This window comes from Actinacidiphila sp. bgisy167, assembly GCF_965342175.1.
Lineage (GTDB): Bacteria > Actinomycetota > Actinomycetes > Streptomycetales > Streptomycetaceae > Actinacidiphila.
In genome coordinates this window covers 62,245-83,809 of record NZ_CBDRBL010000022.1, presented here as the reverse complement: position 1 = coordinate 83,809, position 21,565 = coordinate 62,245, and the positions used below count along the sequence as shown (strand labels likewise).

19 protein-coding genes are annotated in these 21,565 nt (G+C 73.4%); 9 read left to right on the top strand and 10 right to left on the bottom strand.

Annotation, left to right across the window (positions count from 1 at the left end):
- Position 1 precedes the first annotated feature (1 nt).
- Positions 2-367, bottom strand: coding sequence for a peptidoglycan-binding domain-containing protein (locus tag ACRWND_RS11785; protein ID WP_431948646.1), 366 nt, complete (start codon positions 365-367; stop codon positions 2-4).
- Positions 368-870: 503 nt separating this feature from the next.
- Between ACRWND_RS11785 and ACRWND_RS11780 the strand changes: the two genes are divergently transcribed.
- Entirely contained in the window at positions 871-1,215 is a 345-nt protein-coding gene (locus tag ACRWND_RS11780; RefSeq protein WP_431948645.1) for a hypothetical protein, read from the top strand.
- Between the two features lie 499 nt (positions 1,216-1,714).
- On the opposite strand, the gene ACRWND_RS11775 is transcribed toward ACRWND_RS11780, so the two are convergent.
- Together ACRWND_RS11775 and ACRWND_RS11770 are read right to left on the bottom strand one after the other, a co-directional pair.
- Positions 1,715-2,197: a GNAT family N-acetyltransferase gene (locus ACRWND_RS11775; RefSeq protein ID WP_431948644.1), complete on the bottom strand. Its 483-nt coding sequence runs from the start codon at positions 2,195-2,197 to the stop codon at positions 1,715-1,717.
- A gap of 187 nt (positions 2,198-2,384) precedes the next feature.
- Positions 2,385-4,109, bottom strand: coding sequence for a dolichyl-phosphate-mannose--protein mannosyltransferase (locus tag ACRWND_RS11770; protein WP_431948643.1), 1,725 nt, complete (start codon positions 4,107-4,109; stop codon positions 2,385-2,387).
- Between the two features lie 499 nt (positions 4,110-4,608).
- On the opposite strand from ACRWND_RS11770, the gene ACRWND_RS11765 reads away from it, so the two are divergent.
- Both ACRWND_RS11765 and ACRWND_RS11760 read left to right on the top strand, forming a co-directional pair.
- Positions 4,609-6,165: a hypothetical protein gene (locus tag ACRWND_RS11765; protein WP_431948642.1), complete on the top strand. Its 1,557-nt coding sequence runs from the start codon at positions 4,609-4,611 to the stop codon at positions 6,163-6,165.
- 176 nt (positions 6,166-6,341) lie between these two features.
- Positions 6,342-7,808: an alkaline phosphatase PhoX gene (locus ACRWND_RS11760; RefSeq protein ID WP_431948641.1), complete on the top strand. Its 1,467-nt coding sequence runs from the start codon at positions 6,342-6,344 to the stop codon at positions 7,806-7,808.
- A gap of 75 nt (positions 7,809-7,883) precedes the next feature.
- Here the strand turns inward: ACRWND_RS11760 and ACRWND_RS11755 are convergent, their stop codons facing one another.
- Together ACRWND_RS11755 and ACRWND_RS11750 are read right to left on the bottom strand one after the other, a co-directional pair.
- Entirely contained in the window at positions 7,884-9,089 is a 1,206-nt protein-coding gene (locus ACRWND_RS11755; RefSeq protein ID WP_431948640.1) for a TerD family protein, read from the bottom strand.
- 166 nt (positions 9,090-9,255) lie between these two features.
- Positions 9,256-10,065 carry an NAD-dependent epimerase/dehydratase family protein gene (locus ACRWND_RS11750; RefSeq protein ID WP_431948639.1) on the bottom strand — a complete coding sequence of 270 codons (810 nt, stop codon included), beginning with the start codon at positions 10,063-10,065 and terminating at the stop codon, positions 9,256-9,258.
- Positions 10,066-10,274: 209 nt separating this feature from the next.
- Between ACRWND_RS11750 and ACRWND_RS11745 the strand changes: the two genes are divergently transcribed.
- The 3 genes from ACRWND_RS11745 to ACRWND_RS11735 all read left to right on the top strand — a co-directional run bounded on the left by ACRWND_RS11745 (position 10,275) and on the right by ACRWND_RS11735 (position 13,281).
- A complete protein-coding gene (locus tag ACRWND_RS11745; protein ID WP_431948638.1) occupies positions 10,275-11,210 on the top strand; it encodes a 5-dehydro-4-deoxyglucarate dehydratase in 936 nt (311 codons plus the stop codon).
- 55 nt (positions 11,211-11,265) lie between these two features.
- Entirely contained in the window at positions 11,266-12,438 is a 1,173-nt protein-coding gene (locus ACRWND_RS11740; protein WP_431948637.1) for a hypothetical protein, read from the top strand.
- Between the two features lie 135 nt (positions 12,439-12,573).
- On the top strand, positions 12,574-13,281 hold the full coding sequence (locus ACRWND_RS11735; RefSeq protein WP_431948636.1) for an HAD family hydrolase: 708 nt from the start codon (positions 12,574-12,576) through the stop codon (positions 13,279-13,281).
- A 29-nt stretch (positions 13,282-13,310) separates the two neighbouring features.
- Here the strand turns inward: ACRWND_RS11735 and ACRWND_RS11730 are convergent, their stop codons facing one another.
- On the bottom strand, positions 13,311-14,219 hold the full coding sequence (locus ACRWND_RS11730; protein WP_431948635.1) for an AraC family transcriptional regulator: 909 nt from the start codon (positions 14,217-14,219) through the stop codon (positions 13,311-13,313).
- 123 nt (positions 14,220-14,342) lie between these two features.
- Here ACRWND_RS11730 and ACRWND_RS11725 point away from each other — a divergent pair, with 123 nt between their 5' ends.
- The gene (locus tag ACRWND_RS11725) at positions 14,343-15,311 is read left to right on the top strand and encodes an SDR family NAD(P)-dependent oxidoreductase (RefSeq protein WP_431948634.1); all 969 of its coding nucleotides are present in this window, start codon (positions 14,343-14,345) and stop codon (positions 15,309-15,311) included.
- 97 nt (positions 15,312-15,408) lie between these two features.
- Here ACRWND_RS11725 and ACRWND_RS11720 read toward each other — a convergent pair whose 3' ends face one another.
- From ACRWND_RS11720 to ACRWND_RS11710, 3 genes are all read right to left on the bottom strand, one after another.
- Entirely contained in the window at positions 15,409-15,807 is a 399-nt protein-coding gene (locus ACRWND_RS11720; protein WP_431948659.1) for a hypothetical protein, read from the bottom strand.
- Between the two features lie 95 nt (positions 15,808-15,902).
- Positions 15,903-16,139: a hypothetical protein gene (locus tag ACRWND_RS11715; protein ID WP_431948633.1), complete on the bottom strand. Its 237-nt coding sequence runs from the start codon at positions 16,137-16,139 to the stop codon at positions 15,903-15,905.
- Between the two features lie 289 nt (positions 16,140-16,428).
- The gene (locus tag ACRWND_RS11710) at positions 16,429-17,196 is read right to left on the bottom strand and encodes an IclR family transcriptional regulator (protein ID WP_431948632.1); all 768 of its coding nucleotides are present in this window, start codon (positions 17,194-17,196) and stop codon (positions 16,429-16,431) included.
- 111 nt (positions 17,197-17,307) lie between these two features.
- On the opposite strand from ACRWND_RS11710, the gene ACRWND_RS11705 reads away from it, so the two are divergent.
- Positions 17,308-18,855: an aldehyde dehydrogenase (NADP(+)) gene (locus ACRWND_RS11705; RefSeq protein WP_431948631.1), complete on the top strand. Its 1,548-nt coding sequence runs from the start codon at positions 17,308-17,310 to the stop codon at positions 18,853-18,855.
- Between the two features lie 323 nt (positions 18,856-19,178).
- Here the strand turns inward: ACRWND_RS11705 and ACRWND_RS11700 are convergent, their stop codons facing one another.
- Positions 19,179-20,267 (bottom strand): pyridoxal-phosphate-dependent aminotransferase family protein, encoded by a 1,089-nt coding sequence (locus ACRWND_RS11700; protein ID WP_431948630.1) that lies wholly within the window; start codon positions 20,265-20,267, stop codon positions 19,179-19,181.
- A 68-nt stretch (positions 20,268-20,335) separates the two neighbouring features.
- Between ACRWND_RS11700 and ACRWND_RS11695 the strand changes: the two genes are divergently transcribed.
- Entirely contained in the window at positions 20,336-21,436 is a 1,101-nt protein-coding gene (locus tag ACRWND_RS11695; protein WP_431948629.1) for an amidohydrolase family protein, read from the top strand.
- The last annotated feature ends 129 nt before the right edge of the window (positions 21,437-21,565 follow it).

The window sequence follows — 21,565 nt, the reverse complement described above, 5'->3', positions numbered from 1 at the left end:
ACTACAGGCGACAGGCCGCGATGGGGTTGTACAGCGCGTTCCACGTGCTGGAACCCACGATGTAGTCCACGCCCCCGGACGTCCGGTTGCAGGACTGCACGTAGCCGACGGCGTCCTTGGTCGCCGGCCCGTACTCGCCGTCCACATCGAGCCAGTACGGGTAGTTGCTGTAGTTGTTGATCAGGCACTGGATCTGCTTGACTGCCGAGCTCACGTTCGTGGGGTAGATCGTCGGCCGGGACGAGTCGGATATGTAGTTGCACAGGGGTTCGGCGCTGGCGGAGCCTCCGGAGAAGACGACGCCACCTGCGGCCATCGCCACAGCCGCCAGTCCCATGGCCGCCTTACGCTTCAGCGTGTTGCGCATCAGTGCTCCTTTGCGTTGATCCGCGGGGTGGAACGGGAGCCACCTTGCCTGAAGTGGGATCCGTTTGTCGATGTACTGGCAAACTTGGTGAGATTGATTGATGCCGCCATCGGACACTCTGCCGACCTGCGGCTATTCGCAGTGGGGGAGGGCTGAGCAGGCACTCGAAATGGAGCCGGCCTGCGGGAGGATGGCTGAATCGGCCCCTTAATGCGACCCCGCCCGCACGCCGGGGCGGACCGGGCAAGAATGGCGCGTTGTAGAGGAGCCTGGCTTGTAAGGTGCTTGACTCGATTCAGGATTCCTGGAACAAGGCCCATTTTTGTGCGCGCCCAGCGGAACATGGGCAGTGCGTCGCCGGAACGGACGTCCCGACCTCGCGACGGCCATGCGTCCGCGCGATGGAGGAATGGCCGGAAGTGCCGCTGGTGACAGAGGGGCATTGCTTGCACTCTTGTGATGTGCCTCGGATCGGGGTGTCAGGACGCAAGGGGGATGGCGCTATGCGCAAGATCGTGACGATCGCCGCGGCACTGACCATGGCCGTCGGGGGTGGGCTCGCCATGGCGCCCGGCGCCAGCGCGGCGACGCCGTGCCCGTCGGGAGCGGTGTGCATCCGTGAGACGAACGGCAGCATCCTGAGCAGGAACATCTTCTACAGCTACGGCTACCACAACCTGTCGAACGTCCTCGGATACCGCGTACTGGTCAACAGCCAGACCGGCGGCGCGGGCTTCCAGGTCTGCCTGGGGTACAACGGCACCAACTGCAGCAGCGTCGTCCGTGGTACGGGCGAATACGACCCGTACGACATGACGCCCATCAATTCCGTGGTTCTTGTGCCGTAACCACGCGGCGCCGCACGAGGGAAGACCCCTGGAGATCTCGGTGAGGGGCTGCCCGGCCGTGGCCGGGCGGCTCCCTCCCGTCTGCTCCGATTCTGGCGAATTCGCATTTTTCCATCGTCCGCTCCGGGGAGGCCGGTGCCTGCGGATCGCGTCATGGAGCGGCCGCGAGAAAATGAGAAAAGAGGAGTCGCGAGCTGGTGGGATCTCCGTGAGGGCGGTGCACGATTCTTCTCCCCTCCCCGGGTGGTGGCCGATGCCGCGCGGAATTCGCATGAAACAGCCCTCGTGCGTCGACGTCCTTGAGGGCCGGCACGGGCGGGGATCGTTGTGGAATCCGGAGCGCTGCGGAATCCGCGGCCGGGGGGTCCGCTCTTCGGTCGTGTGCGGGGGGAGGCGCGAGAGGTGGCAGCGATCAGAACGCGGGCGTCGTTCCCAGGCCCGGAACCGCTGCCCAGCGGCCGCCGGCCCGCCGAAGGAGGTCCGCCGCATCCGGCGCCGGTCACGTCGCGGAGCGGCCGGGAGGGAGTTGGAGCCGCAGCACGATCTCGCCGTCGTCGACGTCCCCGGTGGGCTCGAAGCCGAACTTCCGGTAGAAGGGCCACGGCTCGCCGTCCCCGGGTTCGTAGCTGGTCAGCAGTTCGGTTCCGCCGTCCGCACGGACCAGGTCGGCGATCTGCGTCAGCACCTCACGACCGATGCCGCGCCCCTGGTACCGCTTGTCGACCAGAAGTCGCCAGATGAAGTGCCGGTCCTGGTAGGGGCCGGACGGCGGTCTCCAGGAGAGCATGACAAAGCCGACCGGCTCGTCGCCGCGGTACACGGCGCGGTACCAGGGGTGGGCGTCCGGCATCTTCGCGGCCTGCTTGAGCGACAGGGACACGGACGCGACGAACTGCTTCTGGTCACGTCGGACCCGCAGGGCGCGGACGGCCTCCCGGTCGGCGTCGGTGATCTCCCGAAGGTGCACGTCTGGGGCTGCCATGCCACACCCTTCCCGCGTCCGGCGGTGTCCTGCTGCCACGCGTCACCGAGGACGCCAGGACGTCTTCGCAGCGTATGCGGCCCGGGTGAGCCGGGGCGGGACTGGCGCGCCGGGCACGGCCGTGCGATCCGCACACGGCCGGACCGCGGTCCGCGGCGCGCTCGGGGAACGCTTGCGGCGGTCCTGCTCACACCCAGGTGCTCAGCCACATCCGGGCGTGCCAGTCGTTGTAGGGGATCGTCTGCCCGGTGTAGATCGGGAAGAAGTAGATGAAGTTCCAGACGATCAGCAGGACGAGCACGCCCGCGGCCACCGCGCCGAAGGCGCGGCGGCGTTCGGTCGCCCCGGCCCGGCCCAGCAGTGCGCCCAGCATCATGGCGAGGGCGAGGCAGAGGTAGGGCAGGAAGACCACGGCGTAGAAGGAGAAGATGGTGCGGTCCTGGTAGTGGAACCACGGCAGGTAGCCCGCGGCGACCGCGCACAGGACGGCGCCGGCGCGCCAGTCGCGGCGCAGCGCCCAGCGGTACAGCAGGTAGGCGAGGGCGAAGCACGCAGCCCACCACAGCAGGGGCGTGCCGAGCGCGAGGATCTCCCGTGAGCAGTCGGCGACGCCGCAGCCGTCCTGTCCCAGCTTGGGGGACTCGTAGAAGAAGGACACGGGCCGGCCCAGGACGAGCCAGCTCCACGGGTTGGACTCGTAGGGGTGCGGGTCGTCCAGGCCGACGTTGAACTGGTAGACCGCGTACTCGTAGTGCCAGAAGCTGCGCAGCGGCGCGGGGATCCACGACCACATGCCTCCGCGGCCGTCCGCCCAGTGCCGGCCGTAGCCGTCGTCGCTGAGGAACCAGCCGGTCCAGGTCACCAGGTAGCTCGCCAGCGCGACCGGGACGACGGACAGCAACGACCAGGGGAGGTCGCGGCGGAGCACCGCTCGGTAGGGGCGGCGAGCCCCGGCCAGGCGCCGGGCGCCGACGTCCCAGAGCACGGTCAGCAGCAGGAAGAACGCCAGGAAGTACAGGCCGTTCCACTTGACGGCGGAGGCGAGGCCCAGCAGCGCGCCTGCCGCGAGCCGCCAGGGCCGCGGTCCGGTGCCCGCGCGGGCACCGGTGTCCCGGTCAGGGCCGGCGATGCCGTCGCCGTCTCGGGGGAGGGCCGCGGCGAGCCGGGCCCGCGCGTGGTCGCGGTCGATCAGCAGGCAGCCGAACGCCGCGAGGACGAAGAACATGACGACCACGTCGAGCAGGGCGACACGGCTCAGCACGAAGTGCAGCCCGTCGACCGCCATCAGCCCGCCGGCCAGGCAGCCCAGCGCCGTGGAGCGGAACAGGCGGCGGCCTATGCGGCACAGCATCAGCACCGACAGCGTGCCGAGCACCGCCGCCATGAAGCGCCAGCCGAGCGGGTTCAGGCCGAACATCCACTCGCCGAGCGCGATGACCCACTTGCCCATCGGCGGGTGGGCCATGAACTGGCCGGTCGCGTCGAGGGGGATGGTCTGGGGGTCTCCCAGGATCTGCGGGTCCGAGACCTTGCGGTCCCCCCAGCCGCCCTCGTAGCCGAGCTGGAGCAGGGACCAGGCGTCCTTGGCGTAGAAGGTCTCGTCGAACACGATGGCGTGCGGGCTGCCGAGGCTCACGAAGCGCAGCACGCCGGCGAAGACGGCGACCAGGACGGGACCGAGCCAGCCCATGGCCCGTGCGGCGCGGTACGCCCGTGCCGGCCCGAGACCCAGGGCCTGCCAGGCGCGGGTGCCCGGTTCGGGAAAGGGCGGGACCAGCCGCTCGCGGGCGTCGGTGCGGGGGCGCGGGCGGTGGCCGAACCGGCGCAGTCGCAGCGGCCAGTCGGCGGCGGTCGCCTCCCGGGGGGCGCCGGCGTCGTCGGTGTGGTCCGGCGTAGCGGTGTCCGTCGTCACCCGCACATCCTAGGGAGGTTGTCGGATCGTCATACCGGCCCCTGGGGGGAACCAGTTCAGGCACCGCTCCCGTGTGACCCGTCAGGCGCCGTTCGTCGCCGCCCCGGGACGGTGGGGTCGTACGGACCTGCGCTGCCGGCGCCGGCGGTGAGCCTCCGCGGCCGCACCCCGCGGTGGCCCCTGGACCGCCTCGCCGGGCAGCGCCGCGCCGTCGCGGCGGACCGCGCGGCCCGGGACACCGCGCGCCCGTCGGCGCGAGGAGCCCGGGCGCGTGGAGCCTGGTGGTCCCGGGGCGGTCGCCCGTCCGACACGTCACTTCCGCCCCACCGGTGGTCACGGATGTCCCGGGCCCGTCCGAGGCGGCGACGCGGGCGGATCACGCGACCGTCGCGGTAACGGCGGGTGACGGAAAGGAGAAGCGCGCCCGCCGGGCGCTCACACGTCTAGGCTGGTGCTGCGCGTTCAAGCGCCCCGACACCGCTGTATTGGAGACCCCGCCATGGCCGCTGACCGCCTCGACCTGCCGCCCGTGAGGCTGCTGCCCGAGGAGGAGCTGGCGCGGTTCGCACTCGCCGTACCGCTCCTCGACCGCGCGGTACGTCTGGCGCGCTGGTGCGCGCCGCACGTCACTGTGGACGCGATGGGGGAGCTGACCGAGGAGGACGTGCTCCGCGCCGTCCGTGAGCTGGGCCTGGAGGGGCAGCCGGACGGTCCGGCGGACGCGGCTCAGGCCTGGGGTGTGGCCGTCGACGCCGGACTCGTCGACCTCGACATCGAGGACGCCCCGGACGAGGACGCCCCGGACGAGGACGACAGCGACGGGGGCGACCCCGGGACCGTGGCCCTGGACGAGCCGGCGGGACGCGCCGTGCCCGGCGAGGCGCTGCGGCGACTGGACGCGGGCGGGTCGCGCGAGGTGCTGGAGGTGTGGCTGGCCGCACTGGACACGGCGCTGGCCGAGGCCGCGACCCCCGACCTCGACGGCCTGGTGGAGGAGCTGGGCCCGGACGGCGAGCTGGACCTGGACACCCTGGACTGGGACCTGGAGGAGGAGGCCGGGTTCCTCGACGGCGCGCTCGCCAACCTCTACCTCTTCACCGCCGTGGAGGACTCCGGCGGCGACACCGGGGACGCCGTGCCGCTGCCGGTCCTGGCCGCGTCCCTCGTCATCCCCGAGGACGTGGAGGAGCCGAACGACGCCCTGCTGGAGGACGTCACCGAGGCGATGATGCGCCTCGACGAGCACTTCCGGCTGCTCACGGCCACCGGGCTGCTGGAGTACCAGCCCCTGGACGACGCCCTGATCGAGGAGGTCGAGTCGGAGGAGGCGGGCCCTGCCGAGGGCGCGGCGGACTTCGGGGAGGAGCCCGGGCTCGAGGAGGTCTCCCGCTACGGCATGGTGCGGCTGACCCCGCTCGGCGTGTACGGCGTGCGATCCCGGATGGTGGACGCCGGTATGGACGCCCCGGTCGTCGGCGATCTCGCCGGGGAGCCCGCAGCCGTCCTCCTGGAGGCACTGTTCCGTTACCCGTACCCGATCGCCCGCCGGGAGGCCGACGTCTGGCTCGGCAACCGCAAGCCGTACGACGCGGCGCGCGAGCTGCTGGAGGCGGCGCGCGGCGAGGACCGCAGCGCACCCGGCCGCAGGCTGGTGGCCCAGCAGGCGCTGAGCCTGCTCGGCGACGAGGCGGAACCGGCCCTGCGCGAGGTCCTGACGGATCGTCAACTCGGCGGACTGGCACGGGTCTGGCTGACCGAACGCGAGGCGGCCGACGTCCCGGCCCCCGACGAGGAAATGATCTTCTGGCTCACCGTGGACACCATCGCCGCCCAGCTGGACGCCGATGACGACCCCGAGCTGCTGCGTGAGCTGGTCACCGACCTCGTCGCCCGGCATGACGGGTTCTTCGCCACCGCCTGGAGGGTGGACCACCCGGCGACCGCCGACGTCCTGGAGGCCATGGGCCGCATCCACCCCGACAAGCGGCTGGCCAAGGAGGCGCGCAAGGCCGCCTTCAAGGCCCGTTCGGCGGGGCCCGCGGCGTCCTCGTCCTGAACCGCCGACGGGGCGGCGGGACGGGCGCGACGGGAGGCGGCGCGGACGGAGGCGGCGCGGGCGCGAACGCCTCAAGGAATGGGCGGCCGATCGTCCCGTCCCATTCAACTCCTGTTCGCCCTGGGGCGGGAGCGTGACCGCGAAAGAGCAGTCACCCCTGCCCTCAGGAGACAACGATGCCTCTCAGCCGCAGAGACTTCGCCAAGCGCACGGCGATCACCGGTGCCGGTGTCGCACTGGCCGGAACCGTCGACGTCCTCGCCACCGCACCCGGGGCCCTCGCCGCCGAGGCCCCGGCGACCGCCGAGCAGGCGGGCGCGTCGCGGCACCACGGCGGGCTGGGCTACGGCGAGCTGGTCCCGGACCCCAAGGGCATTCTGGCCCTGCCCAAGGGCTTCTCGTACCGCGTCATCACCCGGACCGGCGTCACCAGGCTGGAGTCCGGCGAGTGGACCCCCTCCAACCACGACGGCACCGCCACCTTCGAGGGCCTGCGCGGGGCCACGCTGATCGCCAACAACCACGAGCTGGCCGGCGCGCGCGCCGACTGGCCGTACCCGGTCCCGCTGACCGAGGGCCTGGTCTACGACTCCGGCGCGGCCGGCGGTGTGACCGTCGTCGAGGTCGCCGAGCACGGCGGGCACGTCGCGGAGTGGGTCGGCGTGGCCGGCACCGCCACCAACTGCGCCGGCGGCAGCACCCCTTGGGGTACCTGGCTGACCTGTGAGGAGACCGAGGACAAGGCCGGCAAGAACGGCTTCCTGAAGGACCACGGCTACGTCTTCGAGGTCGACCCCTACGACCGCAGGGCCAACCGCGACCCCAAGCCGATCAAGGCCCTGGGCCGCTACGCGCACGAGGCCGTCGTCGTCGACCCCAAGCGCGGCCAGCTCTACCTCACCGAGGACGCCTCCAACCCCAACGGCCTGTTCTTCCGCTGGACCCCGCCGGCCGGATTCCACCACGGCCGGGGCAAGCTGCGCGCCCTGCCCGACGACGCGGGTGTGCTGCAGGCCTTCAAGTGCTTCGACTCGGGCGGCAGGTTCGTGGACGACCTGTCCCGCGCCACCACGATCGGCACCGTCTACGGCGTGGACTGGGTGGACGTCCCGGACCGCGACGCCAGGACGACCTCCGTGCGCAAGCAGTTCGCGGACGGCGAGGTGACCCGGGCCCGCAAGCTGGAGGGCATGTGGTGGGGCGACGGCGGGGTGTACGTCGTCTCCTCCTACGCCCGCGAGGAGAGCCCTGGCGCCGCGCACGACGGCGCCGTGTGGTTCTACGAGCCCAAGCGCCGCACCCTGACCCTCAAGGTCCTCCTGGGCGTCAACCCCGACCCGTCGGCCGACGGGGCCTTCGACGGCCCGGACAACATCACCGTCTCGCCCTACGGCGGCCTGGTCATCGCCGAGGACGGCGAGGGCGTGCAGCACCTGTTCGGCGCGCTCGGCGACGGCCGCACCTACCCGATCGCCCGCAACGAGCTGAACATCGGCACCGAGGAGGAGCCGGAGTACAGCGAGTTCACCGGGGTGACCTTCTCGCCCGACGGCAGGACGCTGTTCGCCAACATCCAGGAGCCCGGCATCATGCTGGCCATCACCGGCCCGTGGCGCCGCCAGGGCCGCGGCGGAGCCTGCTGAGCCCCGACCACCCGGACCGCGCCCGGTGGCCCCTCCCGCGCCTTGCGCACGGGCCACCGGGCGCGGTCGTGTCGCTCAGAGCGCCTGCGCGGCGGGCTTGACCATGCCCTTGACGGTCCGTGAGTCGACGAAGTCGCCCATCGCCGTCATCTCCCACTCGCCGGAGAACTGGCGGATGAACTTCGCCATCATCACGCCCGTGCGGGGTTCGGCGCCGGTGAGGTCGAAGCGCACCAGTTCCTCGCCCGTCGTGCCGTCCATCAGCCTGCAGTAGGCCTTGGCGACCTGGTTGAACTTCTGGCCGGAGAAGGAGTTCACCGTGAAGACCAGGCCGGTGACCTCGGGCGGCAGCCCGCCGAGGTGGACGGTGATGACCTCGTCGTCGCCCGCGCCCTCGCCGGTGAGGTTGTCGCCGGAGTGCTGGATCGCGCCGTTCAGGATCGTGAGCCGGCCGAAGTAGCAGGACTCGATGTGGTTGCGCTGCGGCCCGTACGCGATGACCGAGGCGTCCAGGTCGATGTCCTTGCCGCGGTAGGCGGGCTCCCAGCCGAGGCCCATGCGGACCGAGGCCATCAGCGGCTTGCCGCCCTTGACCAGGGAGACCGTCTGGTTCTTCTGCAGATTGACCCGGCCCTTGTCCAGGTTGATCTTGCCCGTGCCGGCCGGCGGGGCAGGCGCGGCCGGGGGCGCCGGGGGTGCCGGGGGAGCGGGAGGCGGTGTCATGGCGGCGGGCGGCGGGGATGCCATGGGCGGTGCCATGGGCGGCACCTGCGGCGCGGCGGCCGCGGGCTCGTCGACGGAGACGCCGAAGTCGGTGGCGATGCCCGCCAGCCCGTTCGCGTACCCCTGACCGACCGCGCGGGCCTTCCAGGCGCCCGCGCGGCGGTAGATCTCGACGACGACGAGCGCGGTCTCGCTGCTCAGCGCGGGCGGGGTGAACGTCGCGAGAACGGCGCCGCTGTCCGCGTCCCGCACGGTCGCCGTGGGCTCGGTGCCGGCGAAGGTGGCCCCGGGCGCGTCGGGACTGGCCGTCACGACGATCTTCTCGATGTCGGAGGGCACGGCCGCCGTGTCGACCGTGATCGCGTCGGGGGCGGCGCCGCCACCGGACCGGTAGGTCACACCCGGCCCCGCAGGCTGGTTGTAGAAGACGAAGTCGTCGTCGGAGCGCACCTTGCCGTCGGCGGCGATCAGGAGGCCCGACACATCCAGCCGCACGGGCGCGGATACCTCCACGGCCACGCGCGCCGCGGGGAGCGGGATGTTCGAGCCTGGTGTCATTGCGGTCATGTTCGGCTTAACGAGCGTTCCGGGTTTACGGTTCCATTACCGAACGCGCTTTTCCCGTGCCGCGTGGCACCTGTGCCGGCCCCCGCGGACGGCGGCGGCGCGGACCGCGGTGACCCGGCCCGTGAGCGCCGGCTGCGGGCCGGGAGCGGGAGCGGGGTCAGTGGGGCCAGATGGGCGGGTGCGTGGTGAAGTGCCCGCCGAGGTGGACGTGGTCGGGGTTCGCCGGGTCGAGTTCGCCCTGCTCGGCGACGAGCCCGGCCGCGAAGGGCTCGGAATCGTCCTGCGGCTCGTAGCCCAGCGCCCGCGCGGAGGACAGGTCCCACCACAGCCGCGTGTTGGCGGAGCTGCCGTAGACCACGGTGTGCCCGACGCCCTCGGCGGTGAGGGCCGCGTGCAGCAGGCGCGCGCAGTCCCCGGGGCTCAGCCAGAGGGAGAGCATGCGCACCGACGTGGGCTCGGGGAAGCAGGAGCCGATGCGGATCGACACCGTCTCCAGGCCGTGCAGGTCCCAGTAGAGCTGGGCGAGGTCCTCACCGAAGCCCTTGGACAGGCCGTAGAAGGTGTCGGGGCGACGCGGGGTGTCGATCGGGATGAGCGGGTCGCCGCCGACCGGACGCGGGGTGAAGCCGACCGCGTGGTTGCTGGAGGCGAGGACGATCCTCGGCACGCCCTCCTCGCGGGCGGCCTCATAGAGGTGGTAAGAGCCCTCGATGTTGGCGCGCAGGATCTTCTCGAAGGAGGCTTCCACGGAGATGCCGGCGAGGTGGATGATCGCTTCGACACCGCGCACGGCCTCGCGCAGGGCGGCGCGGTCCGCCAGGTCCGCGGTGACCGCGTCGGGAGCGCCCTCGACGGGGAGCATGTCGAGGAGGCGCAGCTCGTAGCCGTACGCCGGCAGCAGCTCGCGCATCAGCGTGCCCACGCCGCCCGCGGCGCCGGTGAGCAGGACGGTGCGGGGAGCGGGCATGCGCTGGCCTCCTCGGAAGAGACGTCCATGTGCATGGACATCATTCATATTCATAGACACGCTAGGGAGTGCCTGCGGAAGCGTCAAGCTCCCTCCCCTTGCGGTGTCTTCCTTGACCGTGCCTAATGCGCTGCCTTAGCGTGAGCGCGTTCATGCATATAGACATCGATCAGAAGAGCGCACAGGCGCCCGTCTCCAGGGAGAACCCGATGACCGATGCGGCCTCACTCTCCGCGCGCCTCGACGGCCTGCTGTTCTTCCCCGTGACGCCCTTCGGCCCGGACGGTTCCCTCGACCTGGACGTGTTCCGCACACACGTGCGCCGCGGTGTCGAGGCAGGAGCCGGGGCGGTCTTCGCCTGCTGCGGCACCGGCGAGTTCCACGCGCTGACGCCCGAGGAGTACCGCGCCTGCGTCGCCGCCGCCGTCGAGGAGACCGCGGGCCGGGTCCCGGTCGTCGCCGGCGCCGGATACGGCACCGCACTGGCTCTGCGCTTCGCGCGCCTCGCCGAGGAGGCGGGCGCCGACGGGCTGCTCGCCATGCCCCCCTACCTCGTCGTCGCCGACCAGGCGGGACTGCTGCGGCACTACGCGGCGCTCGTCGAGGGCACCTCGCTCGACGTCATCGTCTACCAGCGCGACAACGCCGTCCTCACCCCCGAGACCGTCGCCCGGCTCGCCCGCGTCCCGCGCGTCATCGGCCTCAAGGACGGCGTCGGCGACCTCGACCTGATGCAGCGCATAATCAGCGCCGTCCGCAGCACCGTCCCCGACCGCGACTTCCGCTACTTCAACGGCCTCCCGACCGCCGAGCTCACCGGCCTCGCCTACCGCGGCATCGGGGTCCACCTGTACTCCTCCGCCGTCTTCTGCTTCGCGCCCGAGATCGCCCTCGCCTTCCACCGCGCCCTGACCGGCGGCGACGACGCCGTCGTCAACGCCCTTCTCGACGGCTTCTACCGGCCCTTGGTGGAACTGCGCCGGCAGGGCCGCGGTTACGCCGTCTCCCTGGTCAAGGCCGGGGTCCGGCTGCGCGGGCTCGACGTCGGAGAGGTGCGCCCGCCGCTGTCCGAGCCCTCCCCCGCGCACATCAAGGAACTCGCCGAGCTCATCGACCGCGGCCTCGCCCTGGTCGGTGAGGACTGAGACCGGCACCGCCGTACGGTGGTGCCCGCGTCAACCCACACACCCAGGAGCCGCCTTGAGAGCCTCCACCTTCGTCTACCCCTGGGACGTCGTCGGCGACCCGCGGGCGGCGGAGCGCATAGCGAGCCTCGGAGTCCACCAGGTCAGCCTTGCCTCCGCCTACCACTCCACGCGGGCGCTGACCCCCCGCCACCCCGGGCACCGGGTCGTCACGGCCCGCCACGCGGCCGTGCTCTACCCGCCCGACGAGCGCCGCTGGGCAGGACGCGCCCTGCGCCCGTACACCCAGGACTGGGCGGGCGCCGAGGACGCTTACGGCGAGGCCGCCCGCGCCCTGCGCGCGGCGGGACTGGCCGTGCACTCCTGGGTCGTGCTGGCCCACAACTCCCGCCTCGGGGACGAACACCCACGGGTGAGCGTGCGCAACGCCTACGGCGACCGCTACCCCTGGGCGCCGTGCATCGCGCAGCCGGACGTGCGCGACTACGTCGTCGACCTGGCCGCGGAGGCCGCGGTGCGGCCGGGGACCGGGACGGGCGGCACGGAACTGGAATCGTGCGGCTGGTACGGCTTCCCGCACCTGCACGCCCACGACAAGACGGGCGGGGTGCCGCTGACCGGGGCCGCGCAGTACCTGATGTCCCTGTGCTTCTGCCCCGCGTGCGAGGCGGGTTACCGCGGGCTGGGCGCCGACCCGGCCGAGCTGCGGGCGGCCGTGCGCGGGGCCCTCGCGCCGGTGTGGGCTGGGGAGTGGACGCCGGGAGACGACGAATGGGCCGACGTCGAGGCGCTGCTCGGGGCGGACCGCGCGCGGCTGACCATGACGTGGCGGGGTTCCGTCGCGCGGGATGTGCAGCGGGCCGCGGTGGAGGCCGTACGGGCGGCCGCGGCACCGGGGTTCCAGGTGCTGCTGCACGCCGACCCGCACGCGCACCGCTGCGGGGCCAACGCCGGCGTCGACCCGGGGCACGTCCTCGGCCACGCCGACGGACTCGTGCTCCCAGGCGCGGACCTGGTCGCCGCCTGCGTGCCGCACGCGCGACCCGGGACGGTGCTGGCGGCCAACGTCCCCGTGGTCGCCGGGATGGGCGGCAGCCCCGGCACGCTCGCCGCGGACGCGGCCCGGGCGCGGGCCGCGGGGGCGACGGAGCTGCGCCTCTACCACGCGGGACTTGCGTCCGCGGAGGACCTTGCGGCCGTCCGGGCGTTCCTGACGGGGGCGGGGTGAGGCGTGCGCATTGCGCGCGGGCGGGCCGGCGCCGCGTGCCGCGTGTTCGCGCCGGGGCACGAAGGGCGGCGCCGACCGCGGCGGTGCGGCGTGGCAGACTGCCCGGCATCGTCAACTGGTTCGCCGGGGGGGAACATGCCCGCTTTCAGGGCCGTCCTGCTGGACTGGGTGGGGACGCTCATCGTCCCCAGATGGGGTCCTGACCACGCCGGTCCCAAGGGCGGGCCGTGGATCGAGGGCGCGTTGCGGCGTCTCGCCCGGGAGGTCGCGCCGCCAGAGGTACGACGGCTCAGCGCGGCTCTTGACGCGGCCGTCAGGGAACCCGAGGTCGCGCGGGCTATGAGCGGCGCGGACGTGTCCGTCGCGTCCTATCGTGCCGGTTTCCGGCGCTGGACCTCGGCCGCAGGCATCGATGAGGCGCTGGCCGACGCCCTGTACGCCGAACTGGCCCACCCGGACGTGGCCCTCTTCGCCGCGGACGTGGAGCGGACGCTCGCGACGCTGAAAGCCGCCGGCCTGCTGGTGGCCGTGGTCAGCGACATCCACTTCGACATCCGCCCCTGGTTCGCGGCGGCGGGCCTGGACGGCCATGTCGACCGGTTCGTGCTGTCCTTCGAGCACGGCGTCTGCAAGCCCGACCCCGCCGTCTTCCGGCTCGCGTTGCGCGAACTGGGGGTGGGCCCCGATGAAGCGCTGATGGTCGGGGACCGCTCCGGTCACGACGGCGCGGCGGTGGAGGCGGGCCTTGCGACACTCCTGCTCCCGCCCCTTGCCGCGGCGGGCGAGGAACGCCTGCACCGCGTGCTCGCGTGCTGCGGACTGCGCCAGCCCGTGCGGCCCTGACCGCGCCACCGCACCGCGTCCGGCACCCGTCAGGCCGCGGCGCCGCCCCTATACGCGCGCGGAGAGCTCCCCGTCACCTCCTTGAAGGCCGTGCTGAGCGCGCTCTCCGAGCCGTAGCCGACCGCGTGGGCGATGACGGCCAGGGTCTCGGTACCCGTGCGCAGGCGCTGCGCGGCGAGCTCGATGCGCCACCGCCTGAGGTAGTCCAGCGGCGGGCAGCCCACGGTCCGCTTGAACCGCGCGGCGAGCGTGGAGCGCGACACCCCGCTGGCCCCGGCGAGTTCGGCGACCGTCCAGGGGTGCGCCGGCGCGCTGTGCAGCGCTGCCAGCGCGGGTGCCACCACGGGGTCGGCAAGGCCCGCCGGCCAGCCCGCGCCTTGCGGCTCGGCCGCCAGGTGCAGACGCAGCACATGGACCAGCATGACGACGGCCAGGTGCTCCGCCACCAAGGTGGCGGCGAAGGGCCGTCGCAGCAGTTCCTGCCCGATCTGCTCCAGTGCCCAGCGCACGGTCTCGGCGTGCTCGGTCGCCGCGGGCACATGGATGACCGGCGGCAACGCGTCCAGCAGAAGGCTCCGCGCGCGGTCGCCGAAGGAGAAGCGGCCGCCGACGAGCAGCACCTCGTCGCCCCGGCCGACCTTGGCGAAGCCGCCCTCCGCCGCGGCGAACACCGGTTCCGCGTCGACCGGCGCCACGCCGGGGGCGCTGCGCAGCACGAACGGACGGGCCTGCGTGAGCAGGAAGCAGTCGCCCGCGGCCAGTTCCACCGGACGGGGAGTCCCCTCGACCTCCAGGAGGCACCCGCCCCGCCGGACCGCGTTGAACTTCACCCCGGTCGGCGCCCCGAAGCGCACGGCCCACTCGCCGCCCGCCACGAGGCCCGTCGACAGGTGGGCCCTGGTCTCCAGCAGGGCCAGGACGTCCTCGAGCGGATCCATGCGTGCCTCCCGAAGACCCTGGACGATGAATCAAGTTTTCCGGACTCTTCATTATGGAGGATGCGCGCTGCTGTCCCTAGCCTGACGTGAGTACCTGTTCTTCCCTTCCCTTCGAGGTCTCCTGTGCTCGACCACCACCTTCTGCAGACACCTTTCTCCTTCCACGCCACGGCCTTGGAGGTCGTCGAGGGAGTCGACCTCACCGGCCGGCGTGCCCTCGTGACCGGCGGCGCGTCCGGCATCGGACTGGAGACGGTCCGGGCCCTGGCCGAGGCCGGCGCGCACGTCACCGTCGCCACACGCGACCCCGCCGCCGCTGCGCCCGCACTGCACGGGCTCGCCGCCACGGCCGCCGGCGCCGACCGGGTCGACGTACGCCCCCTCGACCTGGCCGACCTCGCCTCCGTCGCGCACTTCGCGCGCGAATGGAGCGGCCCCCTCGACATCCTCGTGGCCAACGCCGGGGTCATGGCCCTCCCCGACCGCCAGGTCACCGAGCAGGGATGGGAGCTGCAACTGGCCGTCAACCACCTCGGGCACTTCGCCCTCGCCACGGCGCTCCACCCCGAACTGCGGGCGGCGGGGTCGGCACGCCTGGTGATCGTCAGCTCCGGCGCGCACAAGGACGCCGCCTTCGACTTCGGCGACCCGCACTTCGAGCGGCGCCCCTACGACCCGTGGACGGCCTACGGGCAGTCCAAGACCGCCGACGTCCTGTTCGCCGTCGGCGCCCGCCGGTGGGCCGCCGACGGCATCACCGCCAACGCGCTCAACCCCGGGTGGATCCTCAGCACCAACCTCAAGCGCCACATCGACGCCGCCACCATGCGGGCGATGGGGGTGACGGACGACCACGGCGAGATCGTGCCGCAGCCGTACCACAAGACCGTCGAGCAGGGCGCCGCCACATCGGTGCTGCTCGCGGCCTCACCGCTGCTGGACGGGGTGACCGGGCGCTACTTCGAGGACAACCAGGAGGCGCCCGTCGTCGGCGGCGACGAGGAGTACCCCGGCGGCGTCGCGCCCCACGCCGTGGACCCGATCGCGGCGGACCGCCTCTGGGACCGAGCCGAGTGCGCCCTGCGCAGGTGACCGCCGGCGGGCGCGGGCCCTTCGCGTCCCACCGCGAGGCCGCCCGTCCTCGGGGTGCGCACGGGTGCGAGGCCCGGGAGGGCCGCCCGCGGCCCGATCACGCCGCCTGGGCGCCCTCGGCGGCCGCCCGGGCCGCGCGGCCCTCGTGCCAGAGGGCCGCGCCCGTCACCAGCGCGCCCACCCCCTCCCACGCGCCGACGCCGAGAAAGCCGGACGGCGCCCGGCCGAACACCACGGCGCCGGTGAAGACGGTGCAGGTCAGCAGCCGGAACGGGACCGTCCAGCGGAAGAAGGCGCGCCAGTCGGCGAGGGCCGCCAGGACGTAGTAGACGCCCATGTTGAGCGCCGCCATCGAGGAAGCGGTGAGGAACACCAGGGTGTAGTCGCCGGCCGCGCGCTGGTCCGGCTGCTGGAAGCCGAGCAGGGACAGCTGTACGGCGGGCGAGACGATCCCGACGATGCCGAGCGCGGCGGCGAGCAGGCCGAAGACGGCCATGGTCCAGCCGGAAAGGGAGCGGGGGAGACGCACCGGTCCTCCAAGTCGGGGGGCGGCGGCTTCGACGCCCCAACTACCATGATCCTAGGGGATGTTCATGGAGAAGTGCGCTGTAGCAGCTCCGTAGGGAGGATCACTGCGGACGGCTCGTCGACCGCGATGCGGGCGAGCGGCGGCCGCACCATCCGGTGCGCGCCGCCCCCTTCGTCCGCCGCCATGCGGGCGACCCGGGCGCCCTGCCCCAGCGGCTCCCCGCGGGCGACGGACGGGACGCCCGTCTCCTCCAGTCGCCCGGCGACCGGGTTGCCCGAGCGGCTGGACGCCGGCAGCACCCTCGCGACGTGCCCGGCGGTGTTGTAGCGGGTGGTCCGCCCCGCTCGGGATCGTCGCCCGCGATCATCGGCAGCAGCGGTGTGTCGAGCGCGGCCGGCGCGTGGACGCAGCCGCTGAGCGGCACGCTGACGTTCGGGTCCTCGGAGAAGCGCTCTTGCCGCAGGCCGAGGCGAAGGCGCCCCTGGACGTGCCGGGCGCCGAACTGCTCACCGGCGGGCGGGTGGTCGGCCGGTCGGTGCGTCCGCGGGCCCTTTCCGCGTGCTCCATGAGGAGTCGTGACGGGGGAGGTCACAAGCAGCGCGTCGCCAGCGTGAGGCGGTCGCGCGCGTCGAAGAGGGCGTCCTTGATCAGCTGTTCGTGGCCCGGGGTCAGCCGGGCCACCGGCACCGAGCAGCTGATCGCGTCACGGGCGGGGGTGCGGTAGGGCACGGCCACGCCGAAGCAGCGCAGGCCGAGCGTGTTCTCCTCGCGGTCCACGGCGTAGCCCTGCTCGCGGATCTGGTGCAGCTCGGCGATCAGCTTCTCGCGGTCGGTGTGGGTGTGCTCGGTGAGCGGCTCCAGCGTCTCCGCCAGCAGCCCCCGGACCTGCTCGTCGGTGTACGTGGCGAGCAGCGCCTTGCCGAGCGAGGTGGAGTGGGCCGGCAGCCGGCGTCCGACCCGGGTGAACGGCCGCAGGTAATGCGACGACTGGCGGGTCGCCAGGTACACCACGCTGGTGCCGTCGAGGCGGGCCAGGTGGATGGTCTCGCTGGTGTCGTCCGAGAGCCGGTCCAGGGTCGGGCGGGCCGCGGCGACCACCTCGTCGCCGTCGATGTAGGAGGTGCCGACCAGCAGCGCGCGCACGCCGATGCCGTAGCGCGTGCCAGTGGCGTCGGTCTCGATCCAGCCCAGGTCCACGAGCGTGCGCAGCAGCATGTACAGGCTGGACTTGGGGTAGCCGACGGCCTCCTGGACCGCGGCCAGGCTGTGCATGCCGGGCCGGCCGGCGAAGTACTCCAGCAACTCCACCGTCCGCACCGCGGATTTGACCTGCGCCCCGCCCTCACCTGCAGCCATCTGGAGTGGACCCCTCTTGTTCGGCCGGGATCCGCACAAGTAGGCTCCCGAACGCATTCACAATTGTGGATGCTGTTCAGCATATCGAACGGAAGGCCTGGAGGTACCGCGGTGGCCGTACCAGTGTGGAGCGTCGATCCCCGGACAGGGAAGCAGCGGGAGCAGGTCGCCGTCGAAGCCACCGCCGAGGAGGTCGACGCCGCGGTGCGCGCCGCCGCCGCGGCCTCCCCGGCACTGGCCGACCGCGCGGTGCGGGCCCGGCTGCTGCGCACCGCCGCCGACTTCCTCGAGGAGGCCGGCCCCCGCATCCTGGAGGCCGCCGACGCGGAGACCGCCCTCGGGCCGGCCCGCCTCACCGGCGAACTCGGCCGCACCACCTATCAGTTGCGGGCCTTCGCCGAGATCGTCGAGGAGGGCGCCTTCCTCGACGTCATCATCGACCACGCCGACGCCGCCCTCGTCCCGCCCCGGCCCGACCTGCGGCGCTACAAGATCCCGCTCGGGGTCGTGGCCGTGTACGCCGCCAGCAACTTCCCGCTCGCCTTCTCCGTGCCGGGTGGCGACACCGCCAGCGCGCTCGCCGCGGGCTGCCCCGTCGTCGTCAAGGCCCACCCCGACCACCCGGCGACGAGCGAGCTGTGCGCGGACGCGCTGCGCCGCGCGGCCGTCGCGGTCGGGCTGCCCGCGGACGTCGTCTCGGTGGTGCACGGGTTCCAGGCCGGCATCGACCTCATCAAGCACCCGCTGGTCTCCGCCGCCGGCTTCACCGGTTCCGTGCGGGGCGGGCGCGCCCTCTTCGACGCCGCCGCGGCGCGACCGGCGCCCATCCCGTTCCACGGCGAACTCGGCAGTCTCAACCCGGTCGTCATCACCCGGGCCGCGGCCGAGGAGCGCGCCGAGCAGATCGGCTCGGGGCTCGCCGCATCCATGACGCTCGGCGTCGGCCAGTTCTGCGTCAAGCCCGGCCTTGTGCTGGCCCCGGCGGGGGAGGCGGGCGACCGCCTCCTGAAGTCCCTGGCGGCCGCGGTGGGCGACGTCGCCCCCGGCACACTCCTCGACGCCCGCATGCGGGACAACTTCATCGCGGGCGTGCGCGAACTGACCGAGCTGGCTGGGGTGGAGGCGCCGGTCGAGCCCGGCGACGGGGGTGAGCGCCTCGTGCGGGCCGGCTTCGTCTCCGTCGACGCGGCCCGGCTCGCCGCCGGCGGTGCGTACGACGCGCTGCTGGAGGAGCACTTCGGGCCGGTCACGGTCGTCGCGCGCTACGGCAGTGAGGAGGAGGCCGAGGCGGTACTCGGGCGGCTGCCCGGGAACCTCACGGCGACGGCGCACATGAGCGAGGCCGAGGCGTCCGGCGGCGACGGGGGCGCGGAGGCCGGGGGCTCCGGCGCGGAACTGCTGCGCCGGCTCACGCCGCTGGCGGGGCGTGTCGTGGTGAACGGCTGGCCCACGGGAGTCGCGGTGGCCCCGGCGATGCACCACGGCGGGCCGTACCCGGCGACGACCTCGACGTCCACGTCGGTCGGCGGGACGGCGATCGAGCGGTGGCTGCGGCCCGTCGTGTACCAGGACGCGCCGCAGGCGCTGCTGCCGGCGGAGCTGCGGGACGGGAACCCGTCAGGGGTGCCGCGCCGCGTCGACGGGCGCCGCGAGGGCTGACCTCGGCTGGGCCGCCGTGCCGCGCGGACAGGCGTGTCACGGCGGCCGCTGCCGGGGTGCTGTCGGCGCCCGTGCCGGTCGCCGCGCGCGGGGCGTTCGCGCCGGGCGGCGGGGGCGCGTGCCCCCGCCTTCTCCTCAGGTCTTCGCGCTGGGCACCCGGCGGCTTCCCCACCCTCGGTCCCGAGCGCGACCGCCACCGGCCGTCCGGGGCCCGGCGCTTCCAGGCGCCCGGCGCGGAGGAGCGCGACGGCGGCATCGCGATCGCGGTAGCCGTCCGGACAGCCCTGGACCGCCAGGCGGTCCAGGGCGGCGGAGCGGTGGAGTCAGCCCTGCCAGGCGGCCTCGGCCGCCGCCACGGCCGGGTCGGGGTCCGCCCCCAGGGCGCCGGCCAGGGCGCGCAGGGTGCGGACGACCGCAGCCGGGTCGGCGTCCCGGCCGTAGTGGTTGACCCGGATCATCTCCTTGGCCAGGGCCCCGCCGCCGGCGACCAGCGGAAGCCCCGGCTCCAGCGCCAGGGCGTCGGCGACCAGGGCGTCGGCGGCGATGCCGTCCAGGGTGCGCAGTGTCGTCGCGACCGGCGCGGCGTCCTCGTCCCGGTGCACATAGGGCTCGACGGCGCCGGCCAGCGCCGCGGCGCCGGCCCGGGTCGCCGCCGCGGCGGCGCGGTGCCGGGCGACCACCGCGTCGAGCCCCGACTCCTCGATCCGCTCCAGGCACGCCTCGAGCGCCAGCATCTCCAGCTGCGCGGGCGCGTGCGGCAGGGCCCTGCGCCCGGCGTCGATCCAGCGTTCCTTCCAGTCCAGCAGCGACAGGTACGAGCGGCGCGGCGCCGCCGGGTTGTCCGCCAGCCGCTGCCACGCGCGCTCACTCACCGACACCGCCGACACCCCGGCGGGCCCGCCCATCGCCTTCTGGGCGCCGATCACGCACAGGTCCACGCCCCACGCGTCGACCAGCAGCGGCTCGGCCGCCACCGACGCGACCGCGTCGACCATGAACAGCGCGCCGTGCGCCCGGACGACCTCGCCGATCTCCGCCACCGGGTTGGTGTTGCCGGTGGCCGCCTCCGCGTGCACCAGCGACACGAAGTCGATCTCCGGGTGGTCGGCCAGCGCCCGCTCGACGTCCCGTGCGGTCGCGGCGGCGTGGAAGGGCGCCTCCAGGTCGACCACGGCGGCGCCCGCGTCCCGCAGCCAGTTGCCGAACGTCTGGCCGTACGGCCCGGTCACCACGTTCAGTGCCGTCGAACCCGGCCGCGCGCCGCCGCGGATGCAGCCCTCCAGCGGCAGCAGGGCCTCGCCCTGCGTGATCACGACGTCGTGCTCGGTGCGCAGCAGCGCGGCGACTCGGCGCTCGATCGAGGCGAAGCGCTCGGCGGTCAGCGGGGGCAGGTCGAGCAGGGGGTGGGACACGGTGGCGCTGCTTCCTTCGTCGAGGGGTGTACGGCCCGAGCGTATCCCCAGGCTCGTAGAGTGCAGACATGGCTGATCGCGAGGCTCCGCAAGCGCTGCACGTCAAGGGCCGCATCCTGGCCGGGCCCCAGGACGTGCGGGACGAACTCTGGGTGGTCGGCGGCCGGGTCACCTACGAGCGCCCCGCCGGCCTGCGCGACCTCACCTCCGTCGAGGGCTGGGTCCTGCCCGGACTGGTCGACGCCCACTGCCACGTCGGCCTCGACCAGCACGGCCCGGTCGACCCGGGCACCTCCGAGAAGCAGGCCCTCACCGACCGCGACGCGGGGGCCCTGCTGCTCCGCGACGCCGGCTCGCCCTCCGACACGCGCTGGATCGACGACCGCGAGGACCTCCCGCGGATCATCAGGGCCGGCCGGCACATCGCCCGCACCCGCCGCTACATCCGCGACTACGCCTGGGAGATCGAGCCCGAGGACCTGGTCGCCCATGTCCGCCGGGAGGCCCGGCGCGGCGACGGATGGGTCAAGCTGGTGGGCGACTGGATCGACCGCGAGGCCGGCGACCTCACGGCCTGCTGGCCGCGCGAAGCGCTCGAGGCCGCCATCGCCGCCGCCCACGACGAGGGCGCCCGCGTCACCGCCCACTGCTTCGCCGAGGACTCCCTGCGGGACCTGGTCGAGGCCGGGATCGACTGCGTCGAGCACGCCACCGGGCTCACCGAGGACACCATCCCGCTCTTCGCCGAGCACCAGGTGGCCATCGTCCCCACCCTGGTCAACATCGCGACCTTCCCGGACCTCGCGGACGGCGGCCGGGCCAAGTTCCCGCGCTGGTCCGACCACATGCGCCGGCTGCACGCCCGCCGCTACGACACCGTCCGCGCCGCGTACGAAGCGGGCATCCGGATCTTCGCCGGCACCGACGCCGGCGGCTCCCTCGCGCACGGACTGGTCGCCGGCGAGGTCGCCGAGCTCGTCACGGCCGGCCTGCCCGCTCTCGACGCGCTCTCCGCCGCCACCTGGTCCGCCCGCGAGTGGCTCGGCCGCGAGGGCCTCACCGAGGGGGCTTCCGCGGACCTGGTCGTCTACCCGCAGGACCCGCGCGCCGACGTGCGTGTGCTGGCCGCGCCCCGGCGCATCGTGCTGCGCGGCCGCGTGGTGGGGTGACCCGGCGGACACGGGCCGGTCGCCCGACGAACCGTCACCACCAATGCGCCCGGAATGATGCAGGATCGCCGATTCGGGTGATCCTTTAGGGCAACAGTCGATCTGTCCCGTTCCGTCGTGCTGCGATTG